The following is a 20,614-nucleotide window of genomic DNA, read 5'->3' on the forward strand; positions in this document are numbered from 1 at the left end:
GGGGACCGGCAGTGATGGCAGGTGCCGGGCCGCTGGCCCGATCGGCGCTGGTGCTGGTTGCTGCTGTCATGGCGCACGTCGGCTTGCTGGCGCACATCACCCCGGCCGGCGTCATTGTCGATCCGCTGGTGCTGCTCGCCGTCGCAGGGGGGATGGTCGGCGGTCGCAGCACCGGGGCGTCCTTCGGCGCAGGTTGTGGACTGGCCTCCGATCTCATCCTTCACACGCCTTTCGGCATGTCCCTGCTGGTCTTGACGTTGGTTGGTTACTTGTCAGGCACCGTGACGGAGCAGATCCCCTCGGCGCGCTGGTTCGCACGTGCATCTTTGGCGTCGGTGCTGGCGGCGGGCGGGATCGGCCTGTTCGCCAGCGCAGGCTGGCTGATGGATCTCGTCTATGTGACGGAGGCTCCGCTTGTTCGCATCGCCGTCGTCACCGGTGTCGCGTCGCTGCTGACCAATTGGCTGCTCGAACGCGTGGTTCGCTGGGCGCTCATCATCCGCCCGCGCATTACCGCCGAACGGGAAACGAGGTCTCACAGTGGATGAGCGCGTCCGTCGGCGAATGGCCTTCCTGGGCATCGTGATGGTGGGCCTGTTCGGAGCGCTGTTCACTCGCTTGTGGTACCTGCAGGTGCTCGAGTCGGAACAATTCGCCGTAGCTGCGGAGTCGAACCAAGTCCGCATCATCATCACCCCGCCGACGCGCGGACGCATCCTCGACCGTCACGGTGTGGTCCTGGCCGACAACATCCGCACCGGTGTCGTAACGATCGACCATTCGAGTTACACGGAGCCTCAGACCGAGGCGGTGCTGACCGAACTGGCCGACCTGCTCGATGTGCCGGTCGCCCAGCTCAGCCAGGGCCTTGCCGACCAGCGCACGCACCCGCTCGCCCCCAAAGTGGTGGCGACGGGCCTCGACGAGGACGGCCTGCTGCGGGTGGCCGAGCGGTCCATTCCCGGCGTCGAGGCCAAATGGGACTGGGTGCGCGTGTACCCGCAGAACGAGATCGCGGCGCACATCGTGGGCTACGTCGGAGCGATGTCGGAACGCCAGCACAGGGAGCTGATCGACGACGGCTACCTGCCCTACGAGCGAGTCGGCCGGGCAGGTATTGAGGGTCTATTCGAGGCGGAGCTCCATGGCGAGCCGGGCCGCACCAAGCTCGAGGTGGACCGGCGCGACCGCGTGCAGCGGATCTTGGCCGATGTCCCGCCGGAGCCGGGTCATGACATCGTGCTGTCAATCGACGTCGAGTTGCAGGCTGCGGCGGAGTCGTACTTGCGACAGGGACTGATCGGAGCCCGCAAGACGGTGAGCGAGGACTCGGGCTTCTTCTACCCGGCACTCACGGGAGCAGCCGTGGTCATAGACGTGCGCAACGGCGACGTGCTCGCAATGGTGTCGCACCCGACCTACGACCCCAACTGGATGGTGGAGGGGTTGACCGTGGCCGAGTACCGCTCGGTCTTCGAGAACCCTTATTCGCCGGGAGCGCTCAACAACCTTGCAGTTCAGGGCACCTACTCGCCCGGTTCGGTGTTCAAGCCCGTGACGGCGCTTGCCGGGCTCGAAGCGGGTCTCATCTCGCCGCGAGCCTCGTACCACGACATCGGGTACTACAAGATTCCCGACGAGCGGGGCTGTACCGGCCGCTGCACCTTCTTCAACTCGGACCGGGCCGCGCTGGGGACCCTGGACCTGTCCGGAGCGCTGACTCGGTCGAGCGACGCCTACTTCTACAAGGTCTCCGATGACCTGTATTGGATCGACGGTCCCGAGCAGTGGGCTATCCAGGACATGGCCCGATCGCTCGGGTTGGGCGCGCCGACTGGCGTGCAGCTGCCATTCGAGAAGACGGGCCGGGTGCCGGACGGTGACGTGAAGAAAACCCTGTTCGAGCTGAGCCCCGAGGCCTATAACCCCTACAACGAGCCGTCGCGCTGGTTCCCGGGTGACAACATCAACACCGGGATCGGCCAGGGGCTGGTGGCGGTGACGCCGATGCAGCTCGTCAATGCCTACGCCACTTTGGCCAATGGCGGAACCCGCTTCTCGCCGAACATTGTCGAGGCGGTCGTGTCGCGGGAGGCTGAGACATTCGGCGAGGCGGTGCTCACGTTCGAGCCGAGGGTGCTCGACGTCGTGGACTTCCCCGACGGCAGCTCGGTGGTGCGGGAAGGGTTGAGCAACGTCACCAACTCCCGGTTGCGAGGCACTGCCGCCAGGGCGTTCGAGGGCTACGACCACGAGGGTTACCGGGTGTCGGGCAAGACCGGCACGGCGCAGGCGCAGGGTCTGAACGCAGTGCTGCGACGCAAGAAGGAGGACACTGCGGTGTTCGTCGCGTGGGCACCCACGCATGACCCTCGCTATGCCGTCGTTGTCGTCATGGAGGAGGCTGGATACGGCGGCGAGGCGGCAGCGCCAGTGGCTCGGCGCATCATTGAGGCGGTGCGGGCCTACGAGCAGCGCTGGCCCGAGCCGCAGATTGCGTTCGTGCCGCCCCAGCCCGAGTGCCCTGAAGTGCCAGAGGCGCTGCGAAGCGATCCGGCGTTCCTGGGCTATGTGCCTGAAGGCTGCCCGTGGGGCATCCAGCTGCCACGGGCCAACACGCCCTCTGACGCGGACGGCGACGGCATCCCCGATGTGGACCAGATCGACGGAGCGCTCCTGGGCGATCTGCCCCGCCGCAGGGTGGAGGTGGCGTCGTGATCGGGCGTCTGCTGAATCGCACACAAACCCGGCGTGAATTGCGATCTCCGGCCTGGTTCGCCGACTACACGTTGGCGCTGTCTGCGGTTGCGATCGCGTGCCTGGGAATCGCCATGAACTACGCCTCGACGTGGCGAAGCCTCTCCTTCGAAGGTAGCGATCCATGGACCGTGGCGCGCCGTCAAGCGATCTTCGTGGGGATCGGCATTGTGGTCATGGTCGTCGCCGCCGTTGTCGATTACCGGGCGCTGCGCTTCTACGCCACGCCTGCGTACCTCGCAGTCTTGATCGCGCTGGGGGCACTCCTGCGCTGGGGCCCGGAGATTCGCAACGCGCGATCCTGGTTCGAATTGCCGGCGTTCGGATTCCAGGTGCAACCCTCGGAGTTCGCCAAGCTCATCGTGATCGTGTCGCTGGCCGCATTCGTTGCCAGCCACGAGGGGTACCTGCGTTTCGACACGCTGTTCAACGCCGGGCTGTTGCTGGTGGTGCCGATGGGCCTGATCTACCTGCAGCCCGACCTCGGCACGATGCTGGTCTTCGTGGCTATTGCGATGGGCATGCTGCTCGTCGCGGGTGCGCAGCTGCGGCACATCGTCGTCATCACGCTGGCCGGCGTCCTGGCTCTCGTGCTGGTGTTCAGCATCGACGCTCTCCAGGGGCCTCGGCTGCTGAATGAGACGCAGCGAAACCGCCTGACGGCTTTCCTGGATCAAGACTTCGAGCCCTTGGAGGCCTCCTACAACCTGCGGCAGAGCCAGATCGCCATCGGTGCGGGCGGTATCTGGGGTCAGGGCTGGAAGCAGGGCACGCAGACGAACCTCTCCCTGGTACCCGAACAGCACAACGACTTCATCTTCACGGCGCTGGGGGAGGAATTCGGCCTCGTCGGCGGCTCGCTCCTGCTCGCGCTCTATGCGTACATGTCGGTGCGCATCTGGCAGATAGCCCGCGTCGCCAGCGACCCCTTCGGACGATTACTTGTCGTCGGCGTCCTCTCCATGTTGCTGTTCCAGGTGTTCCAGAACATCGGCATGACGATCGGCATCATGCCGATTACGGGCATCCCCTTGCCGCTCATGAGCCATGGCGGTTCGGGCACCATCACGGCCTTCGCCGCCGTGGGCATCGTCATCAGCGTCGGATCGCGCCGCTACGCCCTCTAAGGGCGTACCAGCAACCACGGCGCGCTGAAACGCTTCATTATCCACAGGGGCCGGTAACGTTGGAGTTGCAATGACAACGCTGTGGCCCCGGCTCGAGCCCCTGCTGCCACGTGTCTCCAAGCCGGCTCGGTACATCGGCTGCGAGGACGGGATGCAGCGACCGGCGGTCGGCCCCCATCTCACTTCGTGGCTTCTGGCCTATCCCGATACCTACGAGATCGGCCTGCCGAACCAAGGCCTTCAGATCCTCTACGAGCTGCTGAACGAACGTCCGGACTCCAGCGCCGAGCGCACGTATGCACCGTGGATCGACCTTGAGGCCGAGATGCGAGCCGCTGGGCTCCCACTGTTCTCGGTCGATACGCATCGAGCCGCAGCCTCCTTCGACATCATCGCCTTCAACCTCTCTGCCGAGCTCGTGTACACCAACGTGCTCAACTGCATAGATCTGGCGGGGCTGGAGGTGAGGGCGGATCGGCGCAGCGACGCCGACCCGCTGATCGGCGCTGGTGGTCATTGCGCATTCAACCCCGAGCCGCTGTCGGATTTTGTGGACTTCTTCGTCGTCGGCGAAGGTGAGGAAGTCGTCGGCGAGATCACCGAGGCGGTCGGTGCCTGGAAGCGAACCGGCAAGCGTCCTGGCACTCGCACCACGATCCTGCGGGACCTCGCAGGCATCGAGGGTGTGTACGTGCCGGCGATGTACGACGTCGCCTATGACGGCCCAGCGCTCGTCGAGGTCACGCCCAAGTACCCCGACGTGCCGCCGCTCGTTGCCAAGCGCACCGTTGCGGACCTCGGCGAGTGGCCCTATCCCCGCCGTCAGCTGGTGCCGGTCACCGAAGTCGTCCATGATCGGCTGTCGGTGGAGGTGTTCAGGGGCTGCACCCGGGGGTGCCGTTTCTGCCAGGCGGGCATGATCACCCGCCCAGTGCGCGAACGCCCCGCCGCGCAGGTCCGAGAGATGGTGACGGCAGGCCTCGAACGCAGCGGATACGACGAGGTCAGCCTGATGTCGCTGTCCACGGCGGACTACAGCGGCATCGCCGAGCTGGTCCGGGACACGGTCTCGGCCGGCGTAGCCGGCGCGATGGGCACAGTCGGCACAGCCGACGCGATGGGCACAGATGGCGCAGCCGACGGCAACGGTTTAGACCCAAGCCGCATCAGCGTCTCGTTGCCGAGCTTGCGAGTCGATGCCTTCACCGTCGACGTGGCGGCTCAGGTGTCGCGAGCACGCCGCACGGGGCTCACCTTTGCCCCCGAAGCGGGTTCGTGGCGGTTGCGCCAGATCATCAACAAGCTCATCACTGAAGAAGACCTGTACGGCGCCGTGCGCTCTGCCTACAGCCAGGGCTGGCACCGCATGAAGCTGTACTTCCTCACGGGTCTGCCTTCGGAGATGGACCCTGACACCGAGGCGATCGCTCACCTCGCCGATGCGTGCGCGCGCATCGGGCAGGAGTACAACAAACGTGCCTCGGTGACGGTGTCATTGGGGGGCTTCGTGCCGAAGCCCCACACACCGTTCCAGTGGTTCGGGCAGAACCCGCCCGACGAGCTGGCCCGCAAGGTACGGCTGGTGCGAGCGGCGCTGGGTCGCAACCGGCGTGTCCAGCTCAAGTGGCACGACCCGGCGGCCTCGGCAGCCGAGGGGATCGCCAGTCGAGGCGACCGGCGTGTGGGCGCGGCAATCGAATACGTGTGGCGCAAGGGCGGCACATTTCAGGAGTGGAGCGAGCGTTTCGACCTTGATCTTTGGGAAGAGGCGATGGCAGCGTGCGGCCTCAGTCTCGACTGGTACGTGTATCGCCATCGAGGCGAAGACGAAGTGCTGCCCTGGGACCACATCGGTGCCGGCTTACACCGCGACTTTCTCTGGCAAGACTGGCAGGACGCCCTCGAGGGCCATGGCCTGCCTGACTGCCGCTGGACCCCGTGTTACGACTGCGGGGCCTGTACTGAATATGGGATCGAGCACATGGTTGCGTCCCCTGTCGCCCCCAATGGCGGCAGTCAGGGGACGGGACAGGATCTCGCGACCGGCCATATGGTGCCGGTCGAGCTGCGCCCCCGCTTGCTGGCGGGCGCAGGTGCATCGGCGGGAGGCGGCGCGTGATGCGCGGCCTCATTGCTCCGATGCCGAGCCGCAGTGCCGCTCCCACCCGCATGGGTGGGAGACGACATTGAAGCTGCGCGTTCGCTTCCGCAAAGTCGGCAAGATCCGGTTCATTGGACACCGGGATGTGGCCCGCGTGACCGAGCGCGCCGTGCGCAAGGTCGGCATTCCGGTCACCTATAGCCAGGGCTTCTCGCCTCGCATGAAGTTGAGCTTCGGCTTGGCGTTGCCGACCGGCTACGAGTCCGACGCCGAATTCTTGGAACTGCCGCTTGCCGCTGACGCGGTGCGCGACGGCCCCAACGGTCCGGTGATCGTTTGCCGCTCAGGTCCTCATGACTCGTGCGAGGACGAGTCCGAGGTAGCGACGGCGAGCTACTGCACCTTGGCGAGAGCGCTGACCGAAGCGCTCCCGGTCGGCATGAGCGTGTCGGCCGTCGTGCTGACCGACGGCAGCGGACCCTCGCTGCAAGCGGCGGTCCGTTCGTGCGGCTGGCAATTCGAGATCGCCGGGCTCGAAGCCGTTACGGCAACCAAAGCGGTCGAGGAGTTCCTGGCTTCCGAGACCGTGGTGACCGAACGAGTGCACAAGGGCAAGACCCTGAGCTCAGACATACGACCAGGCGTTGCCGCGCTTCGCGTCGAGGCTTCCTCGGGGCGGGGAGCGGTGCTGTCTGCCGAGCTGTCGGCGACACCCAGGGTCGTGCGCCCCAGCGAATTGGTGCCAGCGCTCGCGCCGGCACACGAGATGGGCATTGCCCGTAGAACACATCAATGGACGTGTGGCGCCGCAGGACGAGCCGAACCGGCCGTGCCTGCCCAGTGCGCCCAGAGACACAAGGAAGCCCTCAGTGAGTGAATCAACACTGAACGACACCACCAACAACACAACGAACAACCCGCAGAGCGAGACGTCGAGCGAATCGGCAGATACCGCACCCGCTGTTCGCAAGCGTCGGCTCGTCGCGCCCTCAAGCGGCGACAAGCCGGACGCACCCGAACCGGAGGCTGCTGCTCCAGCACCGCCTGAAGCAGCATCAGGGCCGCCGACCAGACGCAGGCGGGCGACTCCGGCTCCCGACAAGCCCAAGGCCAAGGCTGGGCCCAAGGCCAAGGCTGGGCCCAAGGCCGACGCAGTATCGAAAGAAGCGGAATCCGAGTTCGCGAAGCCAGCCCCGCCAGGGGTTCCGCCGCCTGCTCGCAAACCCCAGATCGGCGACACTCGACCCTCACCTCAGGCTGGCGAGAGCGAAGGCACCACCGGGCGGCGCCGACGCCGGCGGGGTGGCCGTGGACGCGGCGGGCGTGTTCGATCCAACCAGGCCGGCACGCCAACCACCGACAACCGCAACGGCTCCCACGCTCCCGTCGAGGCGATCCTGGCCGATCAGAGCCCCGTCGAGCTCGACGACGAGCAGCTCTCCGAGCGTCGGGGCCAGTACCGCAACGGCAAGCCGCTCGGCCGCTACCGGATGTGCGTACATGTGGCCGAAGGCGCCACTCACATTTCGGTGCTCGAAGGCCGGTCGCTCATCGAGTACTACGTGAGCCGTCCTTCCGATGACATTTCCGAGATCTACGGAAACCTCTACCAGGGCCGGGTGCGCCGGGTACTTCCGGGCATGGAAGCTGCATTCGTCGACATCGGAACGCCTAAGCAAGCCGTTCTCTACCGTGGCGACCTCACCGTCGCCTACGACGACAGCGATGAAGATGCCAGCCCCGAGCGCAAGCGCACCGGCGGGCGCCGAGGCCGCACGGTCGACGGTCCTGCGATCAGCGAGTTGATCCGCAACGGGCAGACGATCATGTGCCAGGTCATCAAGAACCCGATCGGCCACAAGGGCGCGCGTCTCACGACCGAAGTGTCGCTGCCCGGTCGCTTCGTGGTCCTCATTCCTGGCAGCAGCGTCACAGGCATCTCTCGTCGCCTGCCAACCCGCGAACGGCGGAGGCTGCGTGGTCTGCTGGCCAAGGAAATCCCCGAGGGATTTGGCGTGATCCTGCGGACTGCGGCTGAGAATGTCACTCCGGCCGAGATCCGGCGGGACATCGAGCGTCTCACACGCCAATGGACCCAGATCTCGGAGTTGGCGAAGCGTTCCGAGGCGCCGGCGCTGCTGTTCCGCGAGCCGGAATTGGCGGTTCGCATCATCCGGGAACAGTTCACTGCCGATTTCCGCGAAGTGGTGATCGACGATCCGGTGCTGTTCGAACAGGTCAAGGGCTACATGGAGGCGGTCGCCGCGCCCTTGATGGATCGCATCCGCTATTACGACCCCGTCGCTGAACGGTTGCCGCTCTTCGAGCGAGTTCATGTAGCCGAGCAGGTGCGCAAGGCCACCGACCGCAAGGTCTGGCTGCCGTCGGGAGGATCGCTGATCATTGAGCACACCGAGGCGCTGACCGTGATCGACGTCAATACGGGGCGCAATGTCGGCAGGTCAAGCCTCAACGAGACGTTGTTCCGGAACAATCTCGAAGCCGCTACCGAGATCGCCAAGCAACTGCGGCTGCGCGACATCGGCGGGATCATCATCGTGGACTTCGTTGACATGGATGACAAGCGCCAGCGCGAACAGCTGATGTCCACGCTGAATGAGGCACTGGCTCGCGACAAGACCCGAACCGCGACTGAGCCAATCTCCGACATGGGCATCGTGCAGATGACTCGGATGCGCACAGGAGAGGGACTGCTCGAGTCGATGTCAGATCCCTGCGACGTGTGCGAGGGGAGGGGCATCCAGTTGCGCGAATCGCTCTTCTCCTAATTCGAAGAGCGAAATTCATGCGCCGATCGGCTAGCCCCATCGGTATCCTTCCCAGTCGATGTATGCAGTCATCGCCACCGGCGGCAAGCAGCGCCGCGTCGAGGCCGGCCAACGGCTTGATGTCGAGCTGCTCGAGGTGCCGGCCGGCGAAGAGGTCACGTTTACGCCAGTCCTCGTGGTCGATGACGGCATGGTGCTGGCGACGCCCGCCGAGCTCGTCGGTGCCTCTGTGCGGGGCCGCGTGGTAGGCGAGACCAAGGGCCCGAAGATCGACGGCTTCACCTACAAGAACGCCACCACCAACCGGCGCAGGTGGGGCCACCGGCAGCGCTACAGCACAGTCGAGATCACCGCGATCGCAAGGGACTGAATCATGTCGAAGACCAAGGGCGGAGGCTCCACTCGCAACGGGCGCGACTCTGTCGCGAAGCGTCTCGGGGTGAAGGTGTACTCGGGACAGACCATCGACGCTGGCGGCATCATCGTGCGCCAGCGAGGCACCAAGTTCCATCCGGGGCAGAACGTGGGTCGCGGCAAGGATGACACGCTGTTCGCGACGGCTCCCGGCGTCGTCCGCTTCGGCTATCGGCGGGGCCGCCGGCTGGTCGACGTCGTCACGTCGTAGCTCTCGTAGGTCATCACCCGAACTTCGAGGCGTCCGCGTGGGCGCTGAGAGGATCCAGCCGGAATTGCCTGAGACAGGCGAAAGCTGATGAGCGACTTTGTCGATGAGTGTCAGCTGCACGCGAAAGGCGGCGACGGCGGGGCGGGTTGCGTTTCGTTCCGGCGCGAGTCGCATGTGCCGCATGGCGGTCCCGATGGCGGCGACGGCGGCCACGGCGGCGATGTGTGGGTGGTAGCAGACCGCAACGTGGCGTCGCTGCTGGCGTTCCGGGATTTCCCGTTCCGGCGGGCGACCAATGGTGCCCACGGTCAGGGCCGCAAGCGGCACGGCCGCAAGGGAGTCGACGAGATCGTGCGTGTGCCAGAGGGCACGATCGTGCGGGATCGTGACGGAACGGTGCTGGCCGATCTCGTGAATGCCGGCGACCGCTGGCTGGCTGCTCAGGGTGGCCGCGGTGGCCGGGGCAACACCCGCTTCGCCTCGAACCGGTTGCGGGCGCCTCAATTTGCGGAACAGGCAGAACCGGGCGAGGAGCGTTGGCTCGGCCTGGAGCTGAAGCTGATGGCCGACGTGGCGCTTGTGGGATTCCCGAATGCAGGCAAGAGCACCTTCATCAGTGCGGTGTCTGCAGCACGGCCGAAGGTCGCCTCCTACCCCTTCACGACCCTGACGCCCAGCCTCGGTGTCGTCCGACTCGGCGACGGCAGGGGTGGTCTGGATCCCGACAGCTTCGAGATGGTGATCGCAGATGTGCCTGGGCTGATCGAGGGCGCTGCCGAGGGCAAGGGCCTCGGTCACCAATTCCTGCGCCACGTCGAGCGAGCCCGAGTGCTGCTGATGATGGCTGACCTAGCCGAAGTGACCGACCGCGATCCCCGCGAGCAGATCGAAGTACTCATCGCGGAACTTGAGCGCTATGACGCCGTTCTCGCAGCCCGCCGACGGTTGATCGTGGGAACGAAAGCAGATGTCGCCCACCTCGATTGGGACGGCCCGCGCGTCAGCGCCGTGACAGGTGAAGGCGTGGCCTCCGTGCTCGGCCAGTTGCGTGATCTGGTCTCTCAAGCCAGGGAGGCCGACGAAGCCCCCACGCAGTACGTGGTGCACCGCCCCGAATCCGCCGGCATCACTGTTCTGCACCTCGCAGACGGGATCTTCGAAATCGAAGGCCGACAGGCTCGCCGGGCAGTGGCCCTGTCGGACCTGACGGATCCGGCGGCGCTCGCATGGGCTCAGCGGCGATTGGAGAAGCTGGGTGTGTCCCGGGCCTTGGGCCGCAGTGGCGCACGGTCCGGCGACCTCGTACGCATCGGCGACTTCGAGTTCACCTATGAGCCCGACACGTGAGCCCGCTGGCCGTGAATGAGTTCTGGGTGATCGAGGCTGCGGCGAGGCAGGATTGATGTCGATGTCACCCACATTGCGACTCGTCACCAAGATCGGGACCTCGTCGATCACGACATCGGACGGCCGTGTCGATCTCGATGCGGTGTCGAAGCTGGCCGATGAAGTTGCCTCGGTGCGTGAGGCCGGTCATGAGGTCATCGTGGTGACATCTGGGGCCATAACGGCAGGTGTGCAGAGGCTCGGCGTCGAACGCCCGTCGGAACCCGAGCGACTGCAAGCGCTGTCCGCCGTCGGGCAGATCGACCTGATGGCCTCGTACCGGGAGCTCTTCGCCGAGCGTGGCATGGTCGTGGGCCAGGTACTGATCGCGCCTCACGACTTCCGTGATCGCGACCAGTACTTGCACGCACGGGCCACCTTGGGCCATCTGCTGGACCTCGGAGTCGTGCCGGTCGTCAACGAGAACGATGCGATCGCCGATGACGCCATCCGCTACGGCGACAACGACAGGATTGCGGCGCTCGTAGCGAACCTGGTGCGCGCCGACGCATTGATCCTGCTGACCGATACGCCCGGTGTGCTGACTGCGGACCCAAGCGTCGATCCAGACGCTTCGCTCATTGCTGAAGTCCTCGAGGTGAGCCCCTCGCTGGCTGCGGCAGCCGGATCGGCCAACGCCGTCGGCAGCGGCGGCATGGCCTCGAAGCTTGCAGCAGCCCGCATGGCCTCTTGGAGCGGTGTGCGGACCGTTATCGCTGCGGCCCGCCGGCCCGATGTCGTCGCCGACGCTGCCGCCGGCCGCCCAGGCGTCGGCACCACGGTGCCCGCCCGCGATGCTCGCGTCTCCGCACGCAAGTTGTGGATCGGATTCGCGGTAGCGGCCCGGGGCTCAGTGACGGTCGACGACGGCGCCCGCCAAGCCGTGATGGCCGGCGGCAAGTCGCTGCTAGCGGCTGGCGTGGTCGGCCTCGACGGTGCATTCGCCGCTGGCGAAGCCGTCGAAATCGTCGACTCCGGTGGCCAGATCTTCGCCAAGGGCCTCGCGGCTGTGGATGCCGACGGGTTGCGTGCCACAGCCGGACTCCGCAGCGATCAGTTGCCCGAGGGCCTGCATCCGCTCGTCGTTCACCGCGACGACCTCGTCGTTCTCGGCTGATGTCGCAGCGGGCGGTCTGCTGGCGAGCGGGCGAGGCGAACGCAACGGGCGAGCAGCACGCTGCACAGGAGCTCTCCACATCAATTTGGGGGCCGCCCACTAGTCTGCTCAGGTGCCTGACGCCACCGCGCGAACTGCACCGGAGATGACCGGAAACGCCAGCATCATGGCCGCTTTGGGCCTGCGAGCCAAGGCCGCTGCGACCGTGTTGGCGCAGGCGCCTGGCGCCGTGCGAGACGAGGCCTTGCTGTCCGCAGCTGACTTTCTCGAAGAGGCAACCGACAACGTTCTGGCTGCCAACGGTGACGACGTGGCCAACGCCGAGGCTGCTGGCACCTCGGCGACGCTCGTCGACCGGCTGCGACTCGATCCGGTCCGTATCGGGGCCATGGCTGCGGGCCTTCGTAACGTGGCGGCCCTCGCCGACCCAGTCGGTCAGGTGGTCGACGGATGGGTACGGCCCAACGGGCTCGCCATCGAACGGGTACGGGTGCCGCTTGGCGTCGTGGCCATCATCTACGAGAGCCGACCCAATGTCACCTCCGACGCGTTCGGACTGTGCCTGAAGTCCGCCAATACGGCGTTCCTGCGCGGCTCGTCGGCAGCGTTGAACTCCAACATTGCGATCGCCGAGGCGCTGCGCGAGGGCATCGTCCCCGCTGGCCTGCCCGCCGATGCGCTGGTGCTCGTCACCGACACGAGACATAGCGCAGCCACCGAGTTCATGCAGCTGCGCTCCTGCATCGACTGCTTGATCCCGCGGGGTGGTCCAGCGCTCATCTCGTCGGTGCTCGCCAACGCCACCGTGCCCTACGTCATCGATGGCGACGGCAACTGCCACGTGTATGTCGATGCCCGGGCCGACCTCGAAATGGCAGCAGACATCGTCTCCAACGCCAAGCTCAGCCGGCCCTCGGTGTGCAACGCCGCAGAGTCGCTCCTCGTCCATCGAGACGTGGCCGAGACCTTCTTGCCCCGCATCGTCGACGATCTGGACGGCGTCGAACTGGTGGGAGATCCTGCCTCGCGGGCCATCTCATCGCAGATCGGGCCAGCCAGCCCCGAAGACTTCGCGACGGAGTTCCTGGCGCTCAAGATGAGCGTCGCGGTCGTCGATGACCTCGAAGCTGCGATCGACCACATCAACCGTTACGGCTCGGGGCACAGCGAAGCCATCGTGACCGGTGACCTCTCGGCTGCGCAGGAATTCACACGCCGCGTCGACGCCGCTGCGGTGCTCGTGAACGCCTCGACTCGCTTCGTGGACGGAGAGGAATTCGGCTTCGGGGCTGAGATCGGCATCAGCACCCAGAAGTTGCACGCGCGTGGCCCAATGGGCCTTGAACAGCTCACAACCACGAAGTTCGTAGTGACCGGTCGGGGCCACACTCGGGGCTGACCGTGCCGACAGGCCGCCGCGGCTGCCACACTGTCAGACCTGCCCGCTGCCCAATTTGACTCCGGAGACACCCAACATGAGCGAAACAGTGTTCGGAGACCTGTCGGGTGTCCGCGAAGGATTGGCGAAAGTTCAATACCTGGCCGACGACGGCATCGCGAGCGTCGTGTACCTGGCCGAGCGGCTCGGCAAGCCGGTCCTGGTGGAGGGACCGGCCGGCACGGGCAAGACCGAGCTTGCAAAGTCGGTCGCTGCCATGACCGGTGCTCGGTTGATCCGTCTGCAGTGCTATGAGGGACTCGACGAGGCCAAGGCGCTGTACGAGTGGAATTACAAGAAGCAGCTCCTGCGCATCCAGGCAGACCGCGGCACCGACGCCGAGCACGAGGACTGGGTGGAGCTGCAGGACGACATCTTCCAGGACGAGTTCTTGCTCACGCGTCCCTTACTCGAAGCCATCAGCGCCAAGGACAAGGTCGTCCTGCTGATCGACGAGGTCGACCGGGTCGAGATCGAGACCGAGGCGCTGCTGCTGGAGATCCTCTCGGACTACCAAGTCTCGATCCCAGAGCTGGGCACCATCGTGGCCACCCAGATACCGCTCGTCTTCCTGACTTCCAACAACACCCGTGAACTCTCCGAGGCCCTGAAGCGCCGCTGCCTGTTCCTGCACATCGACTACCCCGACCTCGAACGGGAGAAGCAGATTGTCGTCACCAAGGTCGCTGACATCACCGAGAACTTGGCCGAACAGATCGCGCGAGTGGTCCGGTCGATCCGCCAGCTTGAGCTCAAGAAAGCGCCGTCGGTGTCCGAGACGCTGGACTGGGCTCGCACGCTCGTGCTGTTGGGCATCGAGAACATTGGTGTCGAGCAGGCCAAGCAGACGCTTCACATCCTGCTCAAGTATCAGTCCGACATCGAGAAGGCAGCCAAAGAGCTGACGGTCGAGGCCTAGCCCACCAGGGCTTGCCAGGGACGGGAGTCGGAAATGCTGGACCTGCTCAGTGGCTTCGTCGGGGAGTTGCGCAGCGCTGGGCTGCCGGTGTCGCTGACCGAGAACCTCGATGCCATGGAGGCCGTCAAGCACATTCCCATCGAGGATCGCGACGCATTCAAGTACGCGCTCGCAGCCACGCTGGTGAAGAACGAGCAGCACTGGCGGGCATTCGAGACAGTGTTCGAGGTCTATTTCTCGTTGCGGGGCCCTGAATACAGCGTCGGCGATGAAGACGGCAACGGCGAATTCGATCCGGACAATCTCGAAGAGTGGATGTCCCAGCAGATGCAGGGCATGGGTGGCCGCGGGGGTGGGCAGGACATGTCCCCCGAGGAGATCGCCGAGATGCTCTTCCGGGCGCTGCTGAACGCCGACGAGGCGATGATGGCGGCCATGGCCCGAGCGGCAGTGACGCAGTTCGCGGGTATGGAGCCGGGCCGGCCCGTCGGCGGCACCTACTACCTGTACCGCACGCTGCGCAACCTCGACCTCGACGGGATGCTCGACAGGCTGATCGAGGAATCCTCCCAGCGATATGAGGGCGAGATGACCCCGCTGGCGGAACGGCTCGAACGCGAGGAATTCGAGAACCGTATTGAGCAGCTGAAGCGGGAGATCGAAGCCGAGATCCGGCGCCGCCTCGTTGCCGACAGGGGCGTCGAAGCGATGGCCAAGACCCTGCGCAAGCCACTGCCCGAAGATGTCGACTTCATGCACGCAAGCCGTGAGGAGATGGCGAGCATCCGCAAAGCCATCCAACCGCTTACGCGCAAGCTGGCAGCGCGCCTGGCGCGCAAGCGCAAGCACAAGCGCCGTGGTCCGCTCGACTTTCGGGCCACTGTGCGACGTTCACTTAGCTATGGCGGCGTGCCTGCGGAGCCCCGCTTCCGTCATCCACGTCCGAACAAGCCTGAACTCATCGTGGTTGCCGACATCTCGGGCTCCGTCGCGGCGTTCGCCCGCTTCACCCTGCATCTGGTGTATGCGCTGCAGAACCAGTTCTCCAAGGTGCGCTCGTTCGTCTTCATCGACGGCATCGACGAGGTCACCCACATGTTCCGGAACGAGGAAGACATCACCAACGCGGTGCACCGGGTGAACACCGAGGCCGATGTCGTATGGGTCGACGGCCATTCCGATTACGGCCATGCCTTCGGCGTGTTCTGGGAGAACTTCGGCAAGGACGTCAACGCGAAGTCCACGATGGTGTTCCTGGGCGACGCCCGCAACAACTACCACTCGACGAACGCGTGGGTGCTGAAGGAGTGCCAGAAACGGGCACGTTCGGTGTTCTGGCTGAATCCCGAGCCGCGCTCGTATTGGGACACGGGGGACTCGGTCATCACTGAGTACTCGACCTACACCGACGGCGTCTTCGAGTGCCGCAACCTGCGCCAGCTTGAAGGCTTCGTCGACAACTTGGCCTAGGACAACTTGGCCTAGGACAACTCGGCCTCGCCAGCCTCCGCTGTGCGCGAGGGCGGCGTGTTAGATCACTTCGGCGAGCAACTCGGCTGCGATGAAGGCCAGGTCGAGTGATTGGCGAGCGTTCAGTCGGGGGTCGCACATCGTCTCGTAGCGGTCGCCCAGCTGGTGCTTGGCGAGGTCGTCGCCGCCGCCGATGCACTCGGTGACTGCGTCTCCGGTGATCTCCAGGTGCACACCGCCCGGCCACGTCCCTACCGCGGCGTGGACTGCGAAGTACTCCTGAATCTCGGCCAAGATTGCGTCGAAGTGGCGGGTCTTGACCCCTTCATCGGTTGTGTAGGTGTTGCCGTGCATCGGATCGCACTGCCACACCACCGGGTGCCCAGCCTGTGTGACCGCCCGCAGGATCGGCCCGAAGGACGCCGAGACGTTGCCGGCGCCCACGCGGCTGATCAGTGTGAGCCGCCCTGGTATCTGTTTCGGGTTCAGCGCCTCGCACAGCGCGAGCGCTTCGTCGGGTGTCGCGGTCGGTCCCAGCTTCGTCCCGATCGGATTGTGCACGCCCCGCAGGAACTCGACATGGGCACCGTCGGGTTCCCGGGTGCGCTCGCCGATCCACAGCATGTGCGCCGAGCAGTCGTACCAGTCGCCGGTGATGCTGTCAGTGCGGGTCAGTGCCTCTTCGTACCCGAGCAGCAGCGCCTCGTGGCTGGTGTACAGCTCCACTTGCCTCATGGCGCTGTCATCGGTGTCCAGACCGCACGCGTTCATGAATCGCAACGCGGCATCGATGCCGTTGGCCAGTGTTTCGTAGCGTTGACCCGCTGGACTCGATGCCACGAATTCCTGGTTCCACGTGTGCACCTGTCGCAGGTCGGCGTAGCCGCCCCGGGTGAATGCACGCAGCAAGTTGAGGGTTGCCGCAGAGGTGTTGTACGCCTGCAGCAAGCGCGAAGGATCCGGCGTCCGGGACTGGGAGTCGAACGCGATGTCGTTGACGATGTGGCCCCGGAAAATCGGCAGTGTGACGCCGTCGCGGGTCTCGGTGGGCTTGCTGCGCGGCTTGGCGAACTGACCAGCGATCCGACCCACCTTCACGATCGGCAAGCCAGCGGAGTACTGCATCACGACGGCCATCTGCAAGATGACCTTGAGACGGTCGCGAATCTGGTCAGCAGTCGAGAGCTCGAAGGACTCCGCACAATCGCCGGCCTGCAGCACAAAAGCGTTGCCCGTGCTCACCCGTGCAAGATGCTCGGTGAGTCGCCTTGCCTCGCCGGCGAATACCAGCGGAGGCCGGCGCCTCAGCTCGGCCAGTGATTCGGAGAGCGCTGCAGGATCAGGCCACTCGGGCTGCTGGCCTGCCGGCCGCCCGGTCCACGAGCCGGAATGCCACCCCGGTGCGTGCTCAGGCGATCCGTCGGGGCTAGGCGCGCCGGAAGGTGAGACTGCGTCGTCAGACAGCGTCGGCGTCGGCATCGATGTCTACAAACTCGCCGTCAGCGGCGAGGCTCTGCAGCTCATCGACGGCGCGCTTGACGAGACGGCGTGCCGCTTCGGCAGTTACGCCGAGCTCCTCGCCGATCTCGCGGTAGCTGCGCTGCTCACCGTCGATGATCCCGTTGCGGCGGGCCACCGCATAGCGGGCGCGCTTGTCCAGCCGGCCGAGCATGGACATCACCATGCCGCGGCGATCCGATTCGATGGCGAAGTGCTCGGGTCCTGGCGCATCGTCGCCGATGAGGTCGATGAGCGCGCTGTCGCCGTCGTCGCCGACCGTCTTGTCGAGCGACGTCGGTGTGCTGATCCGCTGCAGCCACGCGTTCTCGTCGTCGAGTGAGTCGCTGTCGCCTCCGTTGTGGCGCAGCGCAGCTCGCAGTGTGGCGGAACGATCGGACGGCAGCCGGATGAGGCTGCCCTTCTGATCGAGCGCCCGTCCAATCGACTGGCGGATCCAGAACGTCGCGTAGGTGGAGAACTTGAAGCCACGCCGCCAGTCGAACTTCTCGACTGCGTGCTCGAGGCCGAGGTTGCCCTCCTGGATCAGGTCGAGCAGTTCCAGCGTCGGAGGCAGCGGATAGCGGCGCGCGATGGACACGACCAAGCGAAGGTTCGCCCGGATGAATCGGTCACGCGCGGCAGCGGCGGTCTGCACGGCCTTGCGCAGGTCGCGCCGCTCGGCCACGGACAGTTCCTCGTCGCTGTCAAGGCGCGTCCGCGCATCTCGTCCCGCTTCGATTTGCTGGGAGAGCATGCGCTCGTCCTCTGCAGTGAGAAGTGCAACCGCACCGATCTCGTTCAGGTACTGGCCAACTGAATCCATGACACACGCTCCAACCGGCAGGGGGCAGCCGGTTTCTTCGTCTTCGATTTGCATGCCGCCTAGTGCATGCGACCCGGTGGGGGGCACCGGGTATGTTTTGCCCTCGGCAGGCCAACTCAGCCCGGACTCAGGCATGACACCGCCGCGGTGGCGGCGCCGTTCTTGGTTGTACGCCCGCATGCGATGCGAGGCCCGAGAACCCGGGCCGTGCAGAACTCTGCTATGGGCGGACGTTCAAACGTAACACATGGCGCACAGCGCGCGCAACAAGCGACACGCGAGGCCTGCTCAATGACGCAACGGTGCCTCGGTGCACGCAACCTATGTGATGTGGAGCGTGACTCTACACTGCGGCGGTGCCGCCGCGACAAGGGATCTTCGGGGGCACCTTCGACCCGCCCCATGTCGGACACGTCGCCGCCGCGATCTGCGCACGGGACCAGTTGGGCACCGACATCGTGCATGTGGTGGTAGCGAACAATCCGTGGCAGAAGTCCGCTGAGCGCTCGGTGACGTCGGCGAACCACCGATTGGCCATGGCGCAGCTGGCCTTCGGCGGTCTCGCCGGCATCGAGGTGAGTGCGCTCGAGATTGAGCGCGGCGGCCCGACCTACACGATCGACACCGTGATCGCGCTCGAGCGTCTCGGTATTGAGACCGTGCTCATCGTGGGCCCCGCCGCTGCGAGCGGCTTGCCGACCTGGCACCGAGTCTCGGAGCTATCTGAGCGCGTGAGGCTCGCGGTGGTGCAGCCGCGGAGCGAGCCACCCGCTCATGTCGAGGGCTGGCGCACCGAGACGGTGTTCATGGATCCCGTCGAGGCGTCGGCCACATTGGTGCGCGATCTGCTCGTCCATCGCACTCGATCGGAGGCGACGCCCGAGGTCACCCGGCTCGTGCCGCCCGCCGTAATGAGTTACATCACCCGGCACAGCCTCTATTCTCCGTGAACGTGGCATCGGTTCCGCAGGCGTCCCCGGCTTCTACTGGGGTCCACGCCGTCGGGCCGGTCCCAAGCAGCGCCGCCCCGACTGTCCCGCCGCTTGTCCGGGCTGCCGTGGATGGAGCGTCCGAGATGTCGACCGAGCGCATCGTGGTGCTCGATGTGGGTGACGTGCTGGCCATCACCGATTGGTTCGTCATTGCGAGCGCGCCCAATGTGCGCCGGGTGCGGCGCATAGCCGAGCTGATGGAACAACACGTCAAGGCCGCTGGTGGCGAAGGTCCGATCCGTACTGAGGGGCTGGACGAGGCCCAGTGGGTCCTGCTCGATTTTGGCGAGTTCGTGGCACACGTTTTTCACGAACCGACCCGGGAGTACTACGACCTTGAGCGACTGTGGTCGCATGTGCCTCGTCACGACTTCGCCTGAGCCGCTGGCACCGCGTCGTAGCTGCGATCAGGCCGATCAGAGAACGCAGATCAGGGAACCATTTCGGCGGAGCCCGCTCGGGCAAGCGCGATCCAGGTGCGTCCGGGTGTGAGCGCCACGATGAGGGCGTTGTCGGAACGGAACACCGTGACGTCGAGCTCGGACAGCCGCTCCCAAGTGCCCTGCACCACCTGGCCATCGCTGAATATCCACGCCTCGCCGGTGCCGGTCAGCACGGGCTCAGGTGTCGCCGGATTCGCCGGGCTCTGGCGATACCGCACGAATTGCACGATGACGTTCTCAGGCGCGACCCACACGCCGTCGAAGTCCGTGTGCTCCTTGCCATTCTGGGTGCGAGCCCATCCTCCCAGCGCTGTGTCCCATCGGTACGACGCTTCGATCTGCCCGAAGTCGACATCGACGCCGCTGACCGCGGTGGCTCGCTGCAGCGCGTCACCTTCGGCGCGGAAGCGGAGGTACGTCGGTGGCGTCCTGCCCTCGGCGGTGCCCGCAGCGTAAATCCGGGCCGTGTCGGTAATCAGATTGTGCGGTGCCCTCTTGGCAGGAGAGCGCTCGAAGACTCCCCTGGCAAGCGATCCGCCGTCAGTGATATTGACAGCGTCGACGCTCCGAAGTGCTCGCGAGGTGTACGCATTGGCGCCCGAGTTCACGAAGATGGGTCGGTTGAGATTCGACAGCAGAGCGAAATCACCCGTGCGAGCCGACCGAACGGGGCCAACCAGATCAGCATCGTTGGAATGAAAGATCGCCGCGAACCGCGTGAGGCGAGCTTCGACGATTTCCTCATAGACGACATCGGCTTGGTTGATGCCCCACTGAGGCAGGGCACGGGGGTGGTTGTCGATCTTCACGACGGCGGCCGGCCGCACGATCTCGTTCGCCGTCGGCAATCCGGTGAACGGGGCGGTGTAGAGGGGACTTGTGGTCGTGGTGGCCTCGGATTGAGTGGGAACCACGGACGTCGTCGTAGTTGTCGGAACCGGGCTGGACGCAACAACAACGGTGGACTGGGTCTGGACCGTGGCTGGTGGTTGCGATGTCGCAGGTTCGGTGGCAATTGTCGCGGGAACAGTCACGCTCTGGCATGCAGTGAGGATGAGCAGCGGCAGCATCCAAGGCAGCCAAACTCCTGCCGGGTGGCACCGCCGAGCCGCGCCCATAGGGCGTTC

18 protein-coding genes are annotated in these 20,614 nt (G+C 65.6%); 15 read left to right on the forward strand and 3 right to left on the reverse strand.

Annotated features, from left to right (window positions below; all coding sequences use genetic code 11):
* The first annotated feature begins 14 nt into the window (after positions 1 to 14).
* The 13 genes from ACOQPH_RS03760 (at position 15) to ACOQPH_RS03820 (ending at position 15,729) form a co-directional block, all read left to right on the forward strand.
* Positions 15 to 548, forward strand: a complete 534-nt coding sequence (locus ACOQPH_RS03760; RefSeq protein WP_420623399.1) for a hypothetical protein — start codon at positions 15 to 17, stop codon at positions 546 to 548.
* Positions 541 to 2,718 (forward strand): penicillin-binding protein 2, encoded by a 2,178-nt coding sequence (gene mrdA / locus ACOQPH_RS03765; protein WP_420623400.1) that lies wholly within the window; start codon positions 541 to 543, stop codon positions 2,716 to 2,718. Before ACOQPH_RS03760 ends, mrdA begins: the two co-directional genes overlap by 8 nt.
* The gene (rodA, locus tag ACOQPH_RS03770; RefSeq protein ID WP_420623401.1) at positions 2,715 to 3,884 is read left to right on the forward strand and encodes a rod shape-determining protein RodA; all 1,170 of its coding nucleotides are present in this window, start codon (positions 2,715 to 2,717) and stop codon (positions 3,882 to 3,884) included. Before mrdA ends, rodA begins: the two co-directional genes overlap by 4 nt.
* Positions 3,885 to 3,954: 70 nt before the next feature.
* Positions 3,955 to 6,003 carry a radical SAM protein gene (locus ACOQPH_RS03775; protein WP_420623402.1) on the forward strand — a complete coding sequence of 683 codons (2,049 nt, stop codon included), beginning with the start codon at positions 3,955 to 3,957 and terminating at the stop codon, positions 6,001 to 6,003.
* A gap of 67 nt (positions 6,004 to 6,070) precedes the next feature.
* Complete coding sequence (locus ACOQPH_RS03780; protein WP_420623403.1) at positions 6,071 to 6,862, forward strand: TIGR03936 family radical SAM-associated protein; 792 nt, start codon at positions 6,071 to 6,073, stop codon at positions 6,860 to 6,862.
* Positions 6,855 to 8,774 carry an Rne/Rng family ribonuclease gene (locus ACOQPH_RS03785; protein WP_420623404.1) on the forward strand — a complete coding sequence of 640 codons (1,920 nt, stop codon included), beginning with the start codon at positions 6,855 to 6,857 and terminating at the stop codon, positions 8,772 to 8,774. Before ACOQPH_RS03780 ends, ACOQPH_RS03785 begins: the two co-directional genes overlap by 8 nt.
* Before the next feature lie 58 nt (positions 8,775 to 8,832).
* Complete coding sequence (gene rplU / locus ACOQPH_RS03790) at positions 8,833 to 9,144, forward strand: 50S ribosomal protein L21 (protein WP_420623405.1); 312 nt, start codon at positions 8,833 to 8,835, stop codon at positions 9,142 to 9,144.
* A 3-nt stretch (positions 9,145 to 9,147) separates the two neighbouring features.
* The gene (rpmA, locus tag ACOQPH_RS03795; protein ID WP_420623406.1) at positions 9,148 to 9,399 is read left to right on the forward strand and encodes a 50S ribosomal protein L27; all 252 of its coding nucleotides are present in this window, start codon (positions 9,148 to 9,150) and stop codon (positions 9,397 to 9,399) included.
* 87 nt (positions 9,400 to 9,486) lie between these two features.
* A complete protein-coding gene (obgE, locus tag ACOQPH_RS03800) occupies positions 9,487 to 10,746 on the forward strand; it encodes a GTPase ObgE (protein WP_420623407.1) in 1,260 nt (419 codons plus the stop codon).
* Positions 10,747 to 10,807: 61 nt separating this feature from the next.
* Complete coding sequence (gene proB, locus ACOQPH_RS03805; protein ID WP_420623408.1) at positions 10,808 to 11,902, forward strand: glutamate 5-kinase; 1,095 nt, start codon at positions 10,808 to 10,810, stop codon at positions 11,900 to 11,902.
* Between the two features lie 145 nt (positions 11,903 to 12,047).
* The gene (locus tag ACOQPH_RS03810) at positions 12,048 to 13,301 is read left to right on the forward strand and encodes a glutamate-5-semialdehyde dehydrogenase (protein WP_420624301.1); all 1,254 of its coding nucleotides are present in this window, start codon (positions 12,048 to 12,050) and stop codon (positions 13,299 to 13,301) included.
* 76 nt (positions 13,302 to 13,377) lie between these two features.
* Positions 13,378 to 14,259 (forward strand): AAA family ATPase, encoded by an 882-nt coding sequence (locus tag ACOQPH_RS03815; protein WP_420623409.1) that lies wholly within the window; start codon positions 13,378 to 13,380, stop codon positions 14,257 to 14,259.
* A 33-nt stretch (positions 14,260 to 14,292) separates the two neighbouring features.
* Positions 14,293 to 15,729 carry a vWA domain-containing protein gene (locus tag ACOQPH_RS03820; RefSeq protein WP_420623410.1) on the forward strand — a complete coding sequence of 479 codons (1,437 nt, stop codon included), beginning with the start codon at positions 14,293 to 14,295 and terminating at the stop codon, positions 15,727 to 15,729.
* 60 nt (positions 15,730 to 15,789) lie between these two features.
* Here the strand turns inward: ACOQPH_RS03820 and ACOQPH_RS03825 are convergent, their stop codons facing one another.
* Both ACOQPH_RS03825 and ACOQPH_RS03830 read right to left on the reverse strand, forming a co-directional pair.
* Positions 15,790 to 17,208: a class II 3-deoxy-7-phosphoheptulonate synthase gene (locus ACOQPH_RS03825; RefSeq protein ID WP_420623411.1), complete on the reverse strand. Its 1,419-nt coding sequence runs from the start codon at positions 17,206 to 17,208 to the stop codon at positions 15,790 to 15,792.
* Positions 17,186 to 18,052, reverse strand: coding sequence for a sigma-70 family RNA polymerase sigma factor (locus tag ACOQPH_RS03830; RefSeq protein ID WP_420623412.1), 867 nt, complete (start codon positions 18,050 to 18,052; stop codon positions 17,186 to 17,188). Before ACOQPH_RS03830 ends, ACOQPH_RS03825 begins: the two co-directional genes overlap by 23 nt.
* A 356-nt stretch (positions 18,053 to 18,408) precedes the next feature.
* Between ACOQPH_RS03830 and ACOQPH_RS03835 the strand changes: the two genes are divergently transcribed.
* Positions 18,409 to 19,002, forward strand: a complete 594-nt coding sequence (locus tag ACOQPH_RS03835) for a nicotinate-nicotinamide nucleotide adenylyltransferase (protein ID WP_420623413.1) — start codon at positions 18,409 to 18,411, stop codon at positions 19,000 to 19,002.
* A gap of 2 nt (positions 19,003 to 19,004) precedes the next feature.
* Positions 19,005 to 19,424 carry a ribosome silencing factor gene (gene rsfS, locus ACOQPH_RS03840; protein WP_420623414.1) on the forward strand — a complete coding sequence of 140 codons (420 nt, stop codon included), beginning with the start codon at positions 19,005 to 19,007 and terminating at the stop codon, positions 19,422 to 19,424.
* A 50-nt stretch (positions 19,425 to 19,474) separates the two neighbouring features.
* On the opposite strand, the gene ACOQPH_RS03845 is transcribed toward rsfS, so the two are convergent.
* Positions 19,475 to 20,401, reverse strand: a complete 927-nt coding sequence (locus tag ACOQPH_RS03845; RefSeq protein WP_420623415.1) for a DUF3048 domain-containing protein — start codon at positions 20,399 to 20,401, stop codon at positions 19,475 to 19,477.
* Positions 20,402 to 20,614: the final 213 nt, after the last annotated feature.

Source organism: Candidatus Poriferisodalis sp. (genome assembly GCF_965221945.1).
In the GTDB taxonomy this organism is placed as follows: Bacteria; Actinomycetota; Acidimicrobiia; order Acidimicrobiales; family Poriferisodalaceae; genus Poriferisodalis.